Genomic DNA, 16,135 nt, shown 5'->3' with positions numbered 1-16,135 from the left:
CGACAGGGCAACACACAATTGAAAGTGGATTAGCACAACACGCGAGCTATACATAAAAAACAGTTCAATAGTCCCCCTCTTTCGATGTTCACTTGTCAATCATTCAGTTATAGAATACAAATTATATGATTTCGGAATTTTCCGAAGCTAAGCTTTGTTGGTCATATCACGATATTGAGGAGGTTTCACATTGCATATTTTGAAAGGGTTTTCAAAGAAATCAATCCGCTTCAAGTTGATCGTTGGTGTGCTTTTGCTTATCGTGCCGCTGCAATCCTTGCTTTTGTATGACAATTATTATGCGATGCAGGTCGTGCAGGAGCAGGTCGCTAATTCCAACCGTAATTTAACCGCTTTGTACATGGACCAGATTGACCATAATTTAGAGGAGGTATCCAAATATTTAAAAATGACGGTTGCATTTGAGAGTGATTTGCTGCTTATCGACGTCCCGCGGGAGGATAACAGCGATTCGTACAATATGGCCAGAATTTATCTTTTTAACAAAATCGAACGTGATATTGCCAATTATAGGACGATCGATTTGTTCTTTGTATACTCCTCTATTAATCAGGATTTAATTACGAACCAGCCATCTACGGAGAGTGTTGCGCAGCTCCAGGCTACACGCGCTGGTATTATACGTATGCTGCAAGAGAAGGTGGAGACTGATCCTGATCTTGCGGATCAATGGTTCACCTACAAGCTGGACGATCAATATTATTTATATAAAATTCAAAAGCTCGGACAAGTCTACATAGGCGCCTGGGTGCTGGCCTCCAAATTAATGGTGCCGATCAGCCTGCTGGATATGGGTGACGACGGCAAGTCGCTGCTCGTAACAGAGCAATATGAACCAATGGACGGCCTAACAACGTTAGGTGATGAAAAGCAATATTTGCATGTTAGCACGCCTTCCAGTCAAGGTAATTTCTCGCTCCTTATATTAATGCCATATCGGGATATTTTAGCGCATTTGCCTGATTTAAGGCGCGTATGGTATTTGGTTTTGATCGGTTCTCTCGTCATCATTCCCTTCTTCTATATGTTTCTAAGGCAGGTCATATTGCTGCCGATCAATCGGATTGTGACTGTTATGCGCAGAGTGCGGGATGGCAATCTGGAGCACCGCGTGAATAGCTCACCTGTTTCTTACGAATTTGAGCTGATGAATGATGTGTTTAACGGCATGGTTGCACAAATAAAAGATTTGAAAATCCATGTTTATGAAGAGCAGCTGCTTAAACAAAAAGCTGAGCTCAAGCATTTGCAGCTGCAAATTAATCCGCATTTTTTCTTAAATGCGCTTAATACGATCTATAATTTGGCACAGTTCCGCAACTATCAGCTTATTCAGGAGATGTCGGAGTATATGATGAAGTATTTGCGGTTCATGTTCCAAAGCAATATGAAATTTGTCTCCCTTGCGGACGAGCTGGCACATACTGAAAATTATTTGCGTATTCAGGCTGTACGATTTCATGAAGGCTTTACCTATGAACTCCGCTGTCCTGAAGCATTCTCGGGTATGCAAATTCCGCCTCTGCTTATACAAACCTTTGTCGAAAACATCATTAAGCATGCGATTACGATGAACGAACCGATTAAACTTGGCGTTGACATCCGACATAGCTCTGAGCATGGGGCAATGATGAGCATCATTATTTGGGACACGGGCAAAGGCTTCTCTCTGGAAGCGCTGCAGCAATTTCAGCAGGATGTGCCAACGATGACGGACGGAGACGAGCAAATTGGCATCTGGAATGCCAAGCAAAGATTGAAATTAATCTATAAAGAAAAAGCCAGTCTGCAGTTGTCCAATCGCCCTGATGGCGGGGCACAGGTTAAGCTGCTATTACCTCTTATAGAAGAAGCGCAGGAGGGATACAATGTTTCAATTGCTTATCGTTGACGATGAAATTCATGCAGTAAAAGCCGTGTATGCAGGTGTTGCATGGGAAGAGCTTAATATCGTTCGCATTCATACGGCCTATAATATTGGCCAAGCGAAGGAAATTTTTCAGACCTATCCGATCGATATGATGATATGTGATATTGAAATGCCGCAGGGGAGCGGAATCGAGCTTTTAGCATGGGTACGGGAGCAGTATCCGTTAACGGAATCGATTTTTTTGACGTGTCATTCTAGCTTTGACTATGCGAAAAAAGCAGTACAGCTCGGAAGCCTGGACTACATGCTAAAGCCTGTGAAATTTCTTGAGTTGCAAAACGCGGTGCAGCGGGGACTTTGCAAGGTTGCGGATAAAAGAGAGCAGCTGACCAATAAAGAAACGAGCCATTACTACTCTAAGTTATGGGAAACTCATCAACCTATATTAATTGAAAAGTTCTGGCAAGATTTGCTGGCTTACCGTATCTCCTCCAGCCCGGAGAAAATACAGGAGGCTTTGCACAATAATCAGCTTCCAATTACAGAGTCTGATCTCTTTATGCCTGTCGTCATAGCTGTTCAACGCTGGCTGCGCCCGCTGTCATCGCGGGACGAAATCATTATGGAATATGCGCTCCGAAATGCTGCTGACTATTTAATTTTCAATCAATACGACGGCCGGCTGATCCGGTACGGGGCTGATAACCGTCTAATGGTGCTGCTGTTTCCGGCAGGCAGCGGGGAGCATTCCTACAACCAGTCTGCTGCATTCAAGCAAGCTCTAGAAAGCTATATGAACTCATGCGCGCAATACTTTAATTGCGAGCTGGCTTGTTATGTTGGCGAGCCGGTGTTTGTCTACCAGCTGGCAGATCAATTTGCCGGCTTGCTTAAGCTGAGCAAACAGAATAAACGTAGTACGGGTCCGGCAAATGGCATTCAGTTTCTTCATGAAGCTGTTAAGCTTGCAGGCCCGCTTGAACAAACATTAGAAACGGTGCGCAGCTTTATTGCAGAGCAGGTGCATAACAGTATTTCGCGAGAGGATGTTGCGAGGCATGTCCATCTGCATCCGGACTACTTATCGCGGCTTTTTAAGAAAGAAACCGGCAAATCAGTTATTGAATACATTCTCGAGGAAAAGATGGAGCTGGCCAAACGGTTGCTGTCCGATACAGACATGTCAATTAGTGATATTGCCGTTTACTTAGGGTATTCCAACTTTTCATACTTCGCTCGTGTATTCAAAAATACTGTACAAATGAGCCCAAAGCAATATCGCAGACAAAGTCAGAATAATGACAGTAACAGGTCAGAAAAATAGCGGTTCTGCTTTTTTCCATCCACTACAATAATTTCAGAAGCCAGCAATCCACAATAATAGAAAGGAGGTTAAGTTCATGTTGAAAACGCTCACAAGATATAAAACGCTGTACTTGATGCTCATACCCGGCATAATCTACCTGCTCATTAACAATTACGCGCCTATGTTTGGGCTGATTATCGCCTTTAAGGATATCAACTTCGCAAAAGGTATTCTCGGCAGCGACTGGGTTGGCTTCAAAAACTTTGAATATTTGTTCAAAACAGCAGATGCTTACATCATTACGAGAAATACGATTTTGTATAACATCGTCTTTATCATTCTCAACTTGGTTGTTGCCGTAGCTTTGGCTGTGCTTCTCAATGAACTGCGCAGCCGCTTTTTTTCCAGGTTTTATCAAAGCGTTATTCTACTGCCGTATTTAATTTCTTCTGTTATTATCGGTTTTCTCGTTTTTTCTATGCTAAGCGCGGAGACAGGGCTCGTGAATAAAACAATTTTGCCCATGCTTGGCATTGATCCGGTCATGTGGTACAACGAGTGGCAATATTGGCCGTATATTTTAACCTTTGTCAAAGTGTGGAGCTCGGCCGGCTATTTATGTATCGTATATTTTGCTGCTGTAGTCGGCATCGACCAGGAATATTACGAAGCAGCGAAGCTGGATGGCGCCAGTAAAATGCAGCAGATCTTCACCATTACATTGCCTTTAATAACACCTGTTATCATCATTATGACGCTGCTCCAGGTTGGCCGTATTTTCTACTCTGATTTCGGATTATTTTACCAGGTTCCGCTGGATTCCGGCGTACTTATGCCAACTACGAACGTAATTGATACTTATGTATATCGTTCCTTGCTCCGCAATGGCGATATCGGCATGTCATCGGCCGCTGGGCTCTATCAATCGGTCGTCGGATTTATTATCATTCTCGCATCCAATTACGCTGTTAAAAAGATTAATCCTGAAAATTCACTGTTTTAGGGAGGAGTGAGCAACGATGAAGGTAAGCCGTCTTGAGCAGATCATTGTACACACTGTTTTTATTATTGCTGCTGGCCTATGTTTGATCCCTTTTCTGCTGCTTATTTCTGCCTCATTGACGAATGAACAGTCGATTGTTCAGTATGGCTATTCTTTATTGCCCCGCAATTTCAGTATAGAAAGTTATCGTTACCTGCTCAAGGAGCCTCAAATGATCGTCAATGCTTACGGTATTTCTATTCTTGTTACTGCAGTCGGAACAATGGTTAGCCTGCTTATTATGACCTTGCTGGCATACCCGATTTCCCGCAGAGATTTGCCGTTCCGCAACGCGATTGCGTTCTTCATTTTTTTCACGATGCTGTTTAATGGCGGGCTGGTTCCTACCTATTTGATGTATACCAATATTTTCGAAATCAAAAATACTTTAATTGCCTTTATTGTACCCGGACTGCTTGTAAGTGCCTTTTTCGTCATCTTAATCCGCACTTTTTTCACAATGAACATTCCTGTTGAAGTCATTGAGTCCGCTAATATGGACGGCGCCGGGGAATTCCGCATTTTTTATCAGATCGTTCTGCCGCTTTCCAAGCCGGTATTGGGCACGGTTGGTATTTTTCAAGTCATCAATTATTGGAATGACTGGTTTAATGGCTTAATCTACATTACAGACAGCAAACTGCACAGCATTCAAGTGCTGCTAAATACTATTTTGCTGAACGCACAATATTTAGTGACAAATTTGGAGGCGGCTGACCAGCTCAATCCAGGGGATGGCATTCCAAGTCAAGGCTTGCGGATGGCTATTGCAGCGATCGGGGTCATTCCAATCCTTATCACGTACCCGTTCTTCCAGAAGTATTTTGCTAAAGGTTTAACAGTAGGAGCGGTAAAAGGTTAAATCCGTTTGCTGCTTGCTTGACCAATATTTTAATGGGGGTTATTCCATGATTAGAAAAGTCGGCTTCGTCTGGTTAGCTATTATGCTTACGGCGGCATTGCTGCTTTCCGCTTGCGGTAATTCGAAGGAAGTGAATAGTACTCCAACAAATAGCGCCGGTGTGAAGGACGGGGATGGAAGCAGTCCAAAGCCTAGTGAGCTTCCGCCTTATGAAATTAATCTCGTTTTCTATGGGCCTGCGCAAAAGGATCTTGATCTCGTAGCTGAAGAAATGAGCAAAATTACGAAGGAAAAGATTAATGCAACCGTAAAGCTCGTGCGTATCGAGCCAGCAGCCTGGGATCAACAATCGATCCTCATGCTGACCTCCAAGGAGCAGGTTGATTTAATTGTAACGGGAGGCAGCAGCTATTCCCGCCAGGTTGCCCAAGGACAGCTTCTCCCGCTTGATGATTTGCTGCAAGAGCACGGGCAGGACATTATAAAGGCTTTTCAGCCTGAAGTTCTGGCAGCTTCCAAGGTAAACGGCCAAACTTACGCTGTTCCGAGCATTCGGGACTTCGCCTCCGACCCAATTGTCCTAATGCGGACGGATCTATTGGAAAAATACAATTTAAGTCTTGATAATGTGAAGAAGCTCGATGATTTGGATGCTATTTTCAAAGTCATTAAAGAGAATGAACCGAATATTAATGTACTGGGCAAGGCAAGCGCAGCTGCCTCGATCGGCAACCGGCTGTTAGAGACACAGTGGGATATATTGGGCGATTACATCGGCGTCCTGCCTAATCTGGATGAGCTGAAGGTCGTCAATCTTTATGAAACGCCCGAATATGCCGACATGCTTAAAACAATTCGCAGATGGTACCTGGCTGGCTATATTCACAAGGATGCTGCTACCAGCAATGAAACGGCTGTCGATTATATTAAGGCCAATGTTGGATTTGCCACAATTAGCAAAGGAAAACCTGGCGCCGTTGCTCAAACAGAGAACAGAACAGAAACAAAATTATCGTCTGTAAGTCTTGGGCATCAAATTACGAGCACAACGAATATTACTAGCATCATGCTGGGAATTCCTACTAACTCCAAGGATCCGGCACGTACGATGATGTTCCTCAATCTGCTTAATTCTGATCCTGATTTGGTTAACTTGATCAACTGGGGCATTGAAGGCAAGCACTACGCCAAAGTGTCCGAGAGCTCAATTGATTTTCCGCCAGGCGTAGACTCTACTAATAGCGGATTTAACTTGCGTCAAGGCTGGATGTTCGGCAATCAGCTGCTTTCGTATACATGGGCAACAGATATCCCTGAATTGTGGAAAGAAATGGAGGTATTTAATCGAGAATCGAAAAAATCTGCGGCTCTTGGCTTTACTTACAATCCGATTCCAGTGAAGACGGAGCTTGCTGCTATCAGCAATGTGACACGTCAGTACAGCATGGCGCTGGAAACGGGCACCCTGGACCCTGAGGTTAACCTTCCGAAGTTCATTGCTGCTCTAAAAGATGCAGGCATTGATAAGGTCATTGCTGAAAAGCAAAAGCAGCTCGATGAATGGGCTAAAAATAAATAATAGAGGAGTACTGCAGCTATGAAACTTTCAATTGGCGGTTATTCTTTCAATAATACTTTTCTTGCTGGAAAGATGGACGTATTCGGCTACCTGGAGTCGGTCAAACATCGTTATCATCTTAGCACAGTAGATTTGTATAACGGTTTTTTCGTAGATAAAAGCACCGATATATGGAGGCTGGCAGATGAAGCCTATTTGCGGAAAATTCGCGAAGCGCTGGATGAAAAGCAAATGACGGTTGTTAATATTGCCATTGATACGGCGGCATTATGGGATCCGGACGAGAACAAGCGTGAGCTGCAATATCAGAATGCATTGCAGCATCTGCATGCGGCGGCCATTCTCGGCGCCAAAACCGTGCGTATCGACACAGGAGGCTCCTATTCGAATGATCCGAACGGCGACTTTTTTAAGATGAATGAAGAGCAGTTTGAGCATATTGTTACCCGCTATCAGGAATATTGTCAGATCGCTGCTGATTATGGGTTTATGATCGGTCCAGAAAACCATATGGGCCCTTCGCTCAACCCGCATTTCTTAAAACAGATTGCCGAGGCGGTTAACCACCCTAATTTTGGAGTGCTCCATCACGTTGACCGCTGGAAGGTTGATCCTGAGCTAGGTGACAGCATTATTGCACCATGGGCATGCCATGTTCATTTTGGCGCTAATACATTAGCGAATGAGCAGCGCTCGGTACAAATTGCCCGCGTGCTTCTCGATGCTGGCTTCGACGGCTACTGGGCAATTGAGCATAATGCGCCAGACAATCAGTATGCGGAGGTTGAATGGACTCTGGCGGCCATGAAGAAAGTACTGCATAAAGCATTAAATAACTAAGGAACAGAGTGCCGGTTAATTATGGGCGGCCGAACCTTGCTTGTAGTAACCGCCCTTTTTCACCGTTGCTTTTTGCCTAATCTACACTCGGCACTCTTCAATAAACGACTGGAGGCATAATTGATTATGAAAAAAGTAAAAATTGGCGTTATCGGCGCCGGCTTGATCGGTCAGACTCATTTGGATAATTATGCTAAAATAAAAGAGTCAGAGGTCGTTGCGGTTTGTGATATTAATGAGGATGCTGCTCGTGCTGCTGCAGCTCGTTTCGGCATCCCTGATGTCTATACTGATTTTCGTGAGCTTTTGCAACGAAGCGATATTGAAGCGGTCGATGTCTGTTTGCATAATAACTTCCACGCACCTGTTACGAATGAGGCATTTCAGGCAGGCAAGCATGTTTACTGCGAAAAACCGATAGCGGGCACCTACTATGACGGAAAGTCGATGCTCGATGCAGCCAATGCTTCTAACCGAATGCTGCATATTCAGCTCAATACGCTGTATCGCAAGGAAACGAAGGCGGCAAAAGCTTTAATCGAAGGCGGCAAGCTCGGCAAGCTGTATCATGCCCGCTCTACAGGCTTCAGACGGCGGGGGCGTCCTTTCGTAGATGGTTATGGCACGAAGTTTTTCAACAGAAAAGAAACGGCAGCCGGTGGCGCTCTGTTGGATATGGGCGTATATCATATTGCTCAAATGCTGTATCTGCTCGATCTTCCCCAAGTAAGCAGAGTATCAGGTAAGATTTATCAGGAGATGGAAATGGATGCAGCAAGACAGGCTGAATCAGGATTCGATGTGGAGGAACTTGGACTCGGCCTTGTCCGCTTCGAAGGCGGCATAACGCTTGATTTAATCGAAGCATGGTCCATGCATCTGGGCGGCTTCGAAGGCTCCAGCATCGCCGGCAACCGCGGCGGATTGCGTCTTCCTGCTGCTTCTTATCCGGGGGTACCGGGCCCGCTTACTTTCCATACGACACAGTGCGACATCGATATGGATAGTGTAATCAACCTTGATGACATGGACTTGCGTTGGAGCAGATTGAAGGCGGATTATGATGCATACAGTTCTTCACAGCATCATTGGATTGCCGCACTGCAGGGGCGTGTTCCACTGCTGCCAACTGCTGAGATAGCCCTGCAAACGATGCTCATCAGTGAAGGAATATATTTGTCCGATCAGCTTGGGCGTGAAGTGACCGCACAAGAAATTATAGAGCATTCCACTACGACGAATGTAAATGTATAGCGAAGGGGATGAAATGATCGTGTCCAGCCTTACTGTCAGCCGGAACATGCTGCGGATGCTGAAAGTGTTCAATTTCGTTGTTTATGGCGCGATTGCGATCTACAGCACCTTTTTTGCTTTATATTTGAAGGAGCTCGGTATTTCCACTGTACAGATTGGCTTGCTCGTCGCCGGAGGACCGCTTGTCGGTCTTCTAGCCAATCCATTTTGGGCATATTGGGCAGATCGGTTGCGAAATAATAAGGTGATTTTGCTTATTTGTTTGATCGGTAATTTCATTTGTATGCAATTTGTATTCATGACGCAGGAATATCCGGTCATTTTTACCTGTATGCTAATGTTTTTTGCCTTTCAAACCCCTTTATTTACGCAGAGCAATAGCTTAATACTAAATGTTATTGAAGGCACAAAGCATAAATTCGGAGAGTTTCGGGTTTGGGGGTCGCTCGGCTGGGCACTGATCGCTGTCGCTGCCGGCCCCGTCATTGGCTGGCTTGGTATTAGCAGGCTCTGGATTGTATTTGACGTTATGATGCTGTTCGCTATCTTTTTTACCTTCTTAATGCCTAGCGGCAACGAAAGAGAATTGAAGGGCAAATTTTCAAATAAAGGGTATTTGCAGGTGTTTAAAAACAAATACTTTCTATTATTTGTGCTTCTCGGGGTGTTGATCTCCATTCCGAACTCTATCAATATGACATTTCTAGGCATACATATCCGAAATCTTGGCGGTTCGGATACACTGGTTGGCTGGTCAGCTTTCGCCACTGCCATATTGGAAGTGCCTGTCTTCCTGCTGCTGGACAAATATTTGAAGAAGAAATCACAAACGATGCTGGGATGGCTCATCATTATTTGCTTGCTGTTTTCCTTGCGCTGGCTGCTTATGTCCTTGGCAGCTTCGGCACTCCAGGTTGTATTTGTACAATTGCTGCATTCTGTGACTTTCGGCGGTTACTATTACATTGGTACACAGTTGACCTCCCATCTCGTGCCTGGCGAATATCGTTCCAGCGGGCAGGCCGTATACGGGTTGACGTGGGGCGGTATATCTGGAATTGCCGCAGGCGTTCTTGGCGGCTGGATGTTCGAGGAATTGAGCTCCGCTGTGTTGTACCGGATCTGTTTGGCCGCAACAGTAGTAGGAGCATTCGGTTTTCTGCTGCTGTGGCAATTTGTCAGATCGGCTGACAGCAGGCATGGCGTTCAAGGGAAAGCGAAATCGTTGCAGGGCTGAAAGGGAAGATCAAACATTTCATGAATACAAATCGTTGTTAAGCGATAATTATTGAAAACGATAAAGCATGCCCCGGCACCTTTGATGTGCTGGGGCTTTTTTAATCACAACGAAATTTACTGCCAAAGTTACTCTAACGGTTGCAACGAGCGCTATTATGCCATTTCTCGAGCAAAACAGTGTATTTTGGGAAATTAAGCGTAATAGGAACCGTTAGAAAATTGAAGCTGTCATTTTTGCACGAATAGCGTTTGTGGCAACCGTTAGAAGTTTATCATTGCTCAATACAAATTTAAGCTTCGAAAGTTGAGATAAGTTTTGCACACTTGTCCTATTCTGCCGTTTATCCTTGCCAATTATATGTTACGCTTAGTCTATTGAATGATCCAATGCTGAACGTTTATCATTTATCTCATGAATGAAGACAGGTTACGGGGGATTTAAATTGAAGTCTTATGTCATAGGGATCACCCTGCATATTGCAATGTGGGCGGCTGCTATGTATGGGTATTTATCTGATTTTGAAAGTGAATATTGGCGTTTATTTAGTTTATCGGGCTATTTTAGTGTTTTTTTTCTACTGCCCCTTTTAGAAGAAAAACAGAAAATATTAGCGGTGTTATTTGGAGTGAAAATAATTTTTGCAGTTATTACGGTTTATCCGGTAAATCAGGAAATGTTAACTCCCTATTTTCTGCTTATTGTGGCTTTAATAGTTGGGGAAATGGTGTACCGTCTTAAATCTCTATTTTTCTGCATCATTATAGCTATCGAGCTTGCAGCAGGGATCGGCGTATTGGTAATAAAGGCTGACGCAGCGCTATCCTTCAAGCTATTCTTTGCTTGCTATATGCTGCTGCTGTTTAGTGCTGCCACAGCTTATAAAATAAAGCTTGACGGAGAACGCTTCGCAAATTCGAGGTATGATGCGCTGCTGGCCGAATATAGGGCATTGAAACGAAAACAGGCATCCGAGGAAGAAGTGGCCAGACAGGAAGAGCGGATATTAATCGGTCGTGAAATTCATGATTCGGTAGGGCATAAATTAACAGCACTTCTGATGCAGCTGGAAATGTTTCGGTTAAATTCAGAACAAAATCAGCAACAAGTGCAGTCCCAAATACTTTCGTTAAAAAAGCTTGCTCATGAAAGCTTGGAGGAAACAAGACGGGCAGTAAAAACGTTAAAGCATAATGAGACGGGTGGACTGCAGGGTATTATGCGGTTAATCCGTAAGATGGAAAGCGACAGCTTTCTGAGGGTTCATTTTACGGTCAATCACGGTGCCTTTAGTGCGCCTCTTACTGGTGAGCAATCATTTGCTATTTATCGCTCTGTACAGGAAGCTTTAACAAACATTATGAAGCATAGCAAATCCAGAGAAGCCAAAGTGCTGTTTGAGATGCCTGGGGGCAGTGTTTTTCGGTTTGAAATTAGTAATCCTTATATGGAATCCAATGATTTCAAAGAAGGGTTTGGTCTTACGTCAATGCGGGAAAGGCTAAAAAAAATAAACGGCGATTTGGACGTATATAGAATTTCCGGCCAATTTGTGGTTAGAGGGTGGATAAGTTTAGTAGATAGGGGGGGCATTGGTGATTAGAATATTGTTAGCAGAAGATCAAGTGATGATCAGGCAAGGGCTGAGGTTCATGCTGGAGACCGACCCGGGCATTCGTGTGACAGGAGAGGCCAATAACGGCAAAGAAGCAATTGCGCTTTGCGAGAAGCAATTTTTTGATATAGCAGTACTGGATATTCGAATGCCAGAAATGGATGGAATCGAAGCAGCAAAAATAATTCATGACCGTTGGCCGAATATGAGGCTGCTGATCCTAACGACATTTGATGATAACGACTATGTCATGAACGCGTTAAAGATTGGTGTTAACGGTTATTTACTGAAAAATGGAGATACGGAGTCGTTGATTCGTTCCATTAAAAGTGCCTTTGCAGGCGGTTTGTCAATTGAAGACCAGATTGCAGCAAAGGTTATGCCAGTATTGCTTGGGAAGCAAGAAAAGAAAGCCGAAAAAAATGAGCCCGATCCATCACTAACCCCAAGAGAGCGCATAATATTGACTTGTATAGGCGAAGGCTTAAATAATCGTGAAATAGCCGACAAATTGGCTCTTTCCGTTGGAACCGTCAAAAATTATGTGACGCAAATTTTGAATAAGCTTGAGCTTAGAGATCGGACCCAGCTCGCTATATATGCGATCAGCCATCATCTCGTTTAAAAATAAATGACTAAAGTAATGCCTTAAACATGAACTTGTGACCAGAGAGAGTATCTGCTTTGGTCTTTTTTCATTTATGATGTAAAAAATGATCAAGTTACAGGAGGGTGTCCGATGCTGGAGACATACAAGCTAAGTAAGTCGTTCAAAGGCAAGGTGGCAGTAGATGAAGTTAATCTTTACTTGGATGAAGGGGAATCTGTTGGATTGCTCGGACCGAATGGTGCGGGAAAGTCAACAACGATCTCTATGATTTCAACGCTTATAAAACCGACTTCAGGCGATATAAAGTTTCAAAAAAAGAGCACGATTTCTAATCCTTCCGAAATTAGAAAGGTGCTTGGCGTGGTTCCGCAGGAAATTGCCTTGTATGAAGAGCTTTCAGCTTACGAAAATTTAAAATTTTTTGGAAGAATTTATAAAATGGAAAAAAGATTGCTAGCTGAGCGCATTCAGTATGTGCTTGATATGGTTGGACTTAGCGATCGGCAGAAGGATATTATAAAAACCTTCTCTGGAGGAATGAAGCGAAGGATAAATATTGCTGCTGCTTTGCTGCACAATCCAAAAATATTGATTTTAGATGAGCCAACCGTCGGTATTGATCCTCAATCACGTAATCACATCTTAGATATGGTAAGAAAGCTAAATATACAATCCGGGACAACTGTCCTCTATACGAGCCATTACATGGAAGAGGTTGAACAATTATGCAACAGAGTCTACATTATGGACCATGGCAAAATAATAGCTTCAGGCAGTAAATCAGAGCTGCTCAGCATTTTATCAAATGAAGATAAAATACATGTGCAGCTTAATCGGCCGAGCGAAGCATTTATGGCGGCTGTTAAGGCTTTTGCCAATGTACGTCATATTGAAGGCACAAAGGATGGCATTACGATTATTGCCAAAAAAGAAAGCAATCTTATTAGCCAATTAGTGCGGGAGGCTGATAAGGCTGGTACTGAAATGATTAATTATCAGCTGGTAACTCCTAGTCTAGAGGATGTATTTTTACATCTAACTGGGCGAACGCTTCGGGATTAAGGGGGGGGGGTAGCATGCTGAATTTTATAAAAAAAGACTTGCTGCTGTTTTGGAGAAATCGCAGGGAAACAGCTACAGTACTTTTATTTCCGATTATATTGATTGTTGTATTAAATTTTGCATTTTCAGGAATGATCGGATCGGATTCAAACCCAGTAGCTCTTAAGCTGGCAATCGTGAATGAAGATAATGAAGCGGAAGGGATCAAGCAATTTGAACAGCATGTATTGGCGATGGATATGAAATCGGAAGCTGCACAAGCGTTAGCTGCGCAAGCCGCTCAAAGTTCTCCGATCACGCTCTTGTATAATTACTTGCAGTATGAAGATCTATTACAGTGGCTAACGGTTAGCGAGCTGAGCGAGGCAGAAGCGATTCAACAGGTGAAGGAAGCGGCCATCGATGGCTTTATTAAAATTCCGCAAGGGTATACGTATGAAACCTTAAATGCAGTATTACTTGATCAAGGCGCATCGGTCTCCCTTCCTTTCTATGTGAAAGAAGATACTATGAATGTATTTATAATTGATAACGTGATTAACGAGTACTTTGACCAAATTAATTTACAAATAGCTCTTCATAAAGTGGCAGGCGAAGCAGTTGATTCCGCGTCAGCGGTTGGTCCATTGCTTGAAGGCGGCCGAGAAATCGTCGGAGGCTCAAAGCCTTTTACGATGCTTCAGTACTTTACACTCGCGATAGGCTTGCTCTTTCCCTTATTTATGGCATCAAGCGTCGCTGAAAAAACTGGTGCAGAAAAAAGAGAGCAAGTATTTAACAGAATCATGATAACGAATTCGAGACCACTCTCGTTTTTGATGGGTAAAACATTTGCTACTTTTTTATTAGTCTTTCTGCAAAGCTTATTAGTCATTATCGTTTCCCATTTATTGATGAATGTATTCGACGGAAAATCAATAGATTTCTGGATGGGGCTAATAATGGTGCTTACAGTCTATGCCATGTGCATGGCAGGGTTATCTGCGTTATATACCTCGATTATGTTGAAGTTAAATAGTACAGATGCTGCAAATGGTCTGTTCATGCTTATCACAATGGTACTAGGTCTAATCGGTGGTAATTTTGTTCCGATCTATTTATACCCGCAATGGGTGCAGCGAATAGGCGAATGGTCTCCAAATGGTTTGACATTAGCTGTACTTTCAAAGTGGATTCAATTTGAGGAGCTGGCAGCGATGAAAATGCCATTACTTGCGCTCGTTATTTTCTCTGCAGCGTGTATAGCTGCGGGGGTAGCGCTCTATCCCAAAAGAGGTGAAGGTTAATGTGGTCCATATTTATGACTCAGTTTGCAAAAGATCGACGAAGTCCGATCGTTGTTCTTCTTTTTATTGGTCTAAGCATTATATTAACATTACTTTTTGCCAGATCAACGCAAGGTCCGACTTCAATTATGATCTTTAGCGAAGAGGATAATTCGAAGCAGATTGAAGAAAAATGGGCTGAGCTGCTTAATGATGGGAGGGCCTACTACCATTTTAAAATCAATGACGCCAAGCTGGCGCGCCAACAAGTGCAGACTGGTCAAAGTCAAGTAGCAGTCAAGCTCATGGAGAATGATTATCGTATTATAGCTGTTTCCGATTCTTCGACCGTACAGCAGGTAGAGCAATATGTCCACAAAGTCTTTGAGCAAGAGCTGCTTATTCAAAGCCTTTCCAATGATTTGAATGAGACTAGAGAGCAAGTGGACCGTTATATGGCTGATCCGCCCTTTCGTATATCGAAGCAGATGGTTGACGGAAATGTTTTGTCGCAGCATAATATGGGCACTCAGCTTATGTTTGCTTTTACGTTATTAGTGGCCTTGTTTGTCGCTGGATTTAAGGTTAATGCGGTAACTCATGACAAGGCTTCGGGTATTTGGAATCGATTAATCCTTTCACCAGTGAGTAAAACAAGCATTTATTTAGGTTATCTGCTTTACAGCTTTTGCATGACGTTTTTTCAAATTTCTGTCGTATTAATCATTTTTCGATATGTGTTAAATTACGACTTAGGCAATCAATTTAGCTTAATTATAGGAATTATCGCCATTTTTTCATTTAGTATTATTAGCTTAGCAATGCTGATAACAGGATTCGTCAGCAAGCCGGAACAGTTTTATGCCATTTATCCTTCATTAATTCCTTTAATTCCATTAGTCAGCGGCGCGTATATGATGCCTGGAACGATGGATAACCCGATTTTAACGTTTATTGCGGACCTGTTTCCACTGGCGTATGCGATGGATGCGCTGATGCAGGTGGCCATCTATGATGCAGGCTTGAATGATATCGCGCTACCGCTCGCATTCATGCTTCTACTTGGCGTTTTGTATATGGGAGTTGGCATTAATTTAGTTGAGCGCAAAAGGAAGTCGTGATTCGATGAATTATATTTAATTGGCCAGTCACTGGAGATGAACCAGTGACTGGCTTTTTCATTTCAGATAACTTGAGAGCCTCTCAAGAGAGGTCGTCCAAAGGACGGCGATAGCCGTGTATCCTTGTTTGAAGGTTTAATTGAAATAAAGTGGGTCGATTGGTGTAACATTATGGAAATGAATGTTTGGCGCTAGATGTATGATATGCAGGTTTTTCAGTGAATTTCCGCGATTCCAGCAAAACATTCGTTTTAATCAAGTAGAAATTTTAGTAAAAACAGCGAAAGCCCTTACAATTTCTGAAATAAAATTTCAGAAAAATCGTTGACCTTCGAAATAAAAAATGATATCATTCATTTCAACAGCATAGGATATTGCTCAGCAGCGTTGGGCAGCCTACTGAATGTTAGTATCACATGATGCGTTATAATTAGAATCAGGGAGGTCATCC

13 protein-coding genes are annotated in these 16,135 nt (G+C 43.2%); all 13 read left to right on the top strand.

Annotation, left to right across the window (positions count from 1 at the left end; genetic code table 11):
- Positions 1-190: 190 nt before the first annotated feature.
- Complete coding sequence (locus tag V1L65_RS02340; RefSeq protein WP_331697458.1) at positions 191-1,912, top strand: sensor histidine kinase; 1,722 nt, start codon at positions 191-193, stop codon at positions 1,910-1,912.
- Positions 1,890-3,215, top strand: a complete 1,326-nt coding sequence (locus V1L65_RS02335) for a response regulator transcription factor (RefSeq protein WP_331697457.1) — start codon at positions 1,890-1,892, stop codon at positions 3,213-3,215. The genes V1L65_RS02340 and V1L65_RS02335 overlap by 23 nt, the downstream gene beginning before the upstream one ends.
- Positions 3,216-3,291: 76 nt before the next feature.
- Positions 3,292-4,200, top strand: coding sequence for an ABC transporter permease (locus tag V1L65_RS02330; protein WP_331697456.1), 909 nt, complete (start codon positions 3,292-3,294; stop codon positions 4,198-4,200).
- Between the two features lie 16 nt (positions 4,201-4,216).
- Positions 4,217-5,101 (top strand): carbohydrate ABC transporter permease, encoded by an 885-nt coding sequence (locus V1L65_RS02325; protein ID WP_331697455.1) that lies wholly within the window; start codon positions 4,217-4,219, stop codon positions 5,099-5,101.
- Positions 5,102-5,147: 46 nt separating this feature from the next.
- A complete protein-coding gene (locus V1L65_RS02320) occupies positions 5,148-6,680 on the top strand; it encodes an ABC transporter substrate-binding protein (RefSeq protein ID WP_331697454.1) in 1,533 nt (510 codons plus the stop codon).
- An 18-nt stretch (positions 6,681-6,698) separates the two neighbouring features.
- Entirely contained in the window at positions 6,699-7,520 is an 822-nt protein-coding gene (locus V1L65_RS02315) for a sugar phosphate isomerase/epimerase family protein (RefSeq protein ID WP_331697453.1), read from the top strand.
- A 126-nt stretch (positions 7,521-7,646) separates the two neighbouring features.
- Complete coding sequence (locus V1L65_RS02310) at positions 7,647-8,774, top strand: Gfo/Idh/MocA family protein (protein ID WP_331697452.1); 1,128 nt, start codon at positions 7,647-7,649, stop codon at positions 8,772-8,774.
- Positions 8,767-10,011: an MFS transporter gene (locus V1L65_RS02305; RefSeq protein ID WP_331697451.1), complete on the top strand. Its 1,245-nt coding sequence runs from the start codon at positions 8,767-8,769 to the stop codon at positions 10,009-10,011. Before V1L65_RS02310 ends, V1L65_RS02305 begins: the two co-directional genes overlap by 8 nt.
- Before the next feature lie 445 nt (positions 10,012-10,456).
- A complete protein-coding gene (locus V1L65_RS02300; protein WP_331697450.1) occupies positions 10,457-11,614 on the top strand; it encodes a sensor histidine kinase in 1,158 nt (385 codons plus the stop codon).
- Positions 11,607-12,251 carry a response regulator transcription factor gene (locus V1L65_RS02295; RefSeq protein WP_331697449.1) on the top strand — a complete coding sequence of 215 codons (645 nt, stop codon included), beginning with the start codon at positions 11,607-11,609 and terminating at the stop codon, positions 12,249-12,251. The genes V1L65_RS02300 and V1L65_RS02295 overlap by 8 nt, the downstream gene beginning before the upstream one ends.
- Positions 12,252-12,365: 114 nt before the next feature.
- On the top strand, positions 12,366-13,298 hold the full coding sequence (locus tag V1L65_RS02290) for an ABC transporter ATP-binding protein (RefSeq protein ID WP_331697448.1): 933 nt from the start codon (positions 12,366-12,368) through the stop codon (positions 13,296-13,298).
- 14 nt (positions 13,299-13,312) lie between these two features.
- Entirely contained in the window at positions 13,313-14,584 is a 1,272-nt protein-coding gene (locus V1L65_RS02285; protein WP_331697447.1) for an ABC transporter permease, read from the top strand.
- Positions 14,584-15,684 (top strand): ABC transporter permease, encoded by a 1,101-nt coding sequence (locus V1L65_RS02280; RefSeq protein WP_331697446.1) that lies wholly within the window; start codon positions 14,584-14,586, stop codon positions 15,682-15,684. The genes V1L65_RS02285 and V1L65_RS02280 overlap by 1 nt, the downstream gene beginning before the upstream one ends.
- Positions 15,685-16,135: the final 451 nt, after the last annotated feature.

It is taken from the genome of Paenibacillus sp. IITD108, from assembly GCF_036541265.1.
GTDB lineage: Bacteria > Bacillota > Bacilli > Paenibacillales > Paenibacillaceae > Pristimantibacillus.
This window is presented reverse-complemented; position numbering and strand designations above follow the sequence as displayed.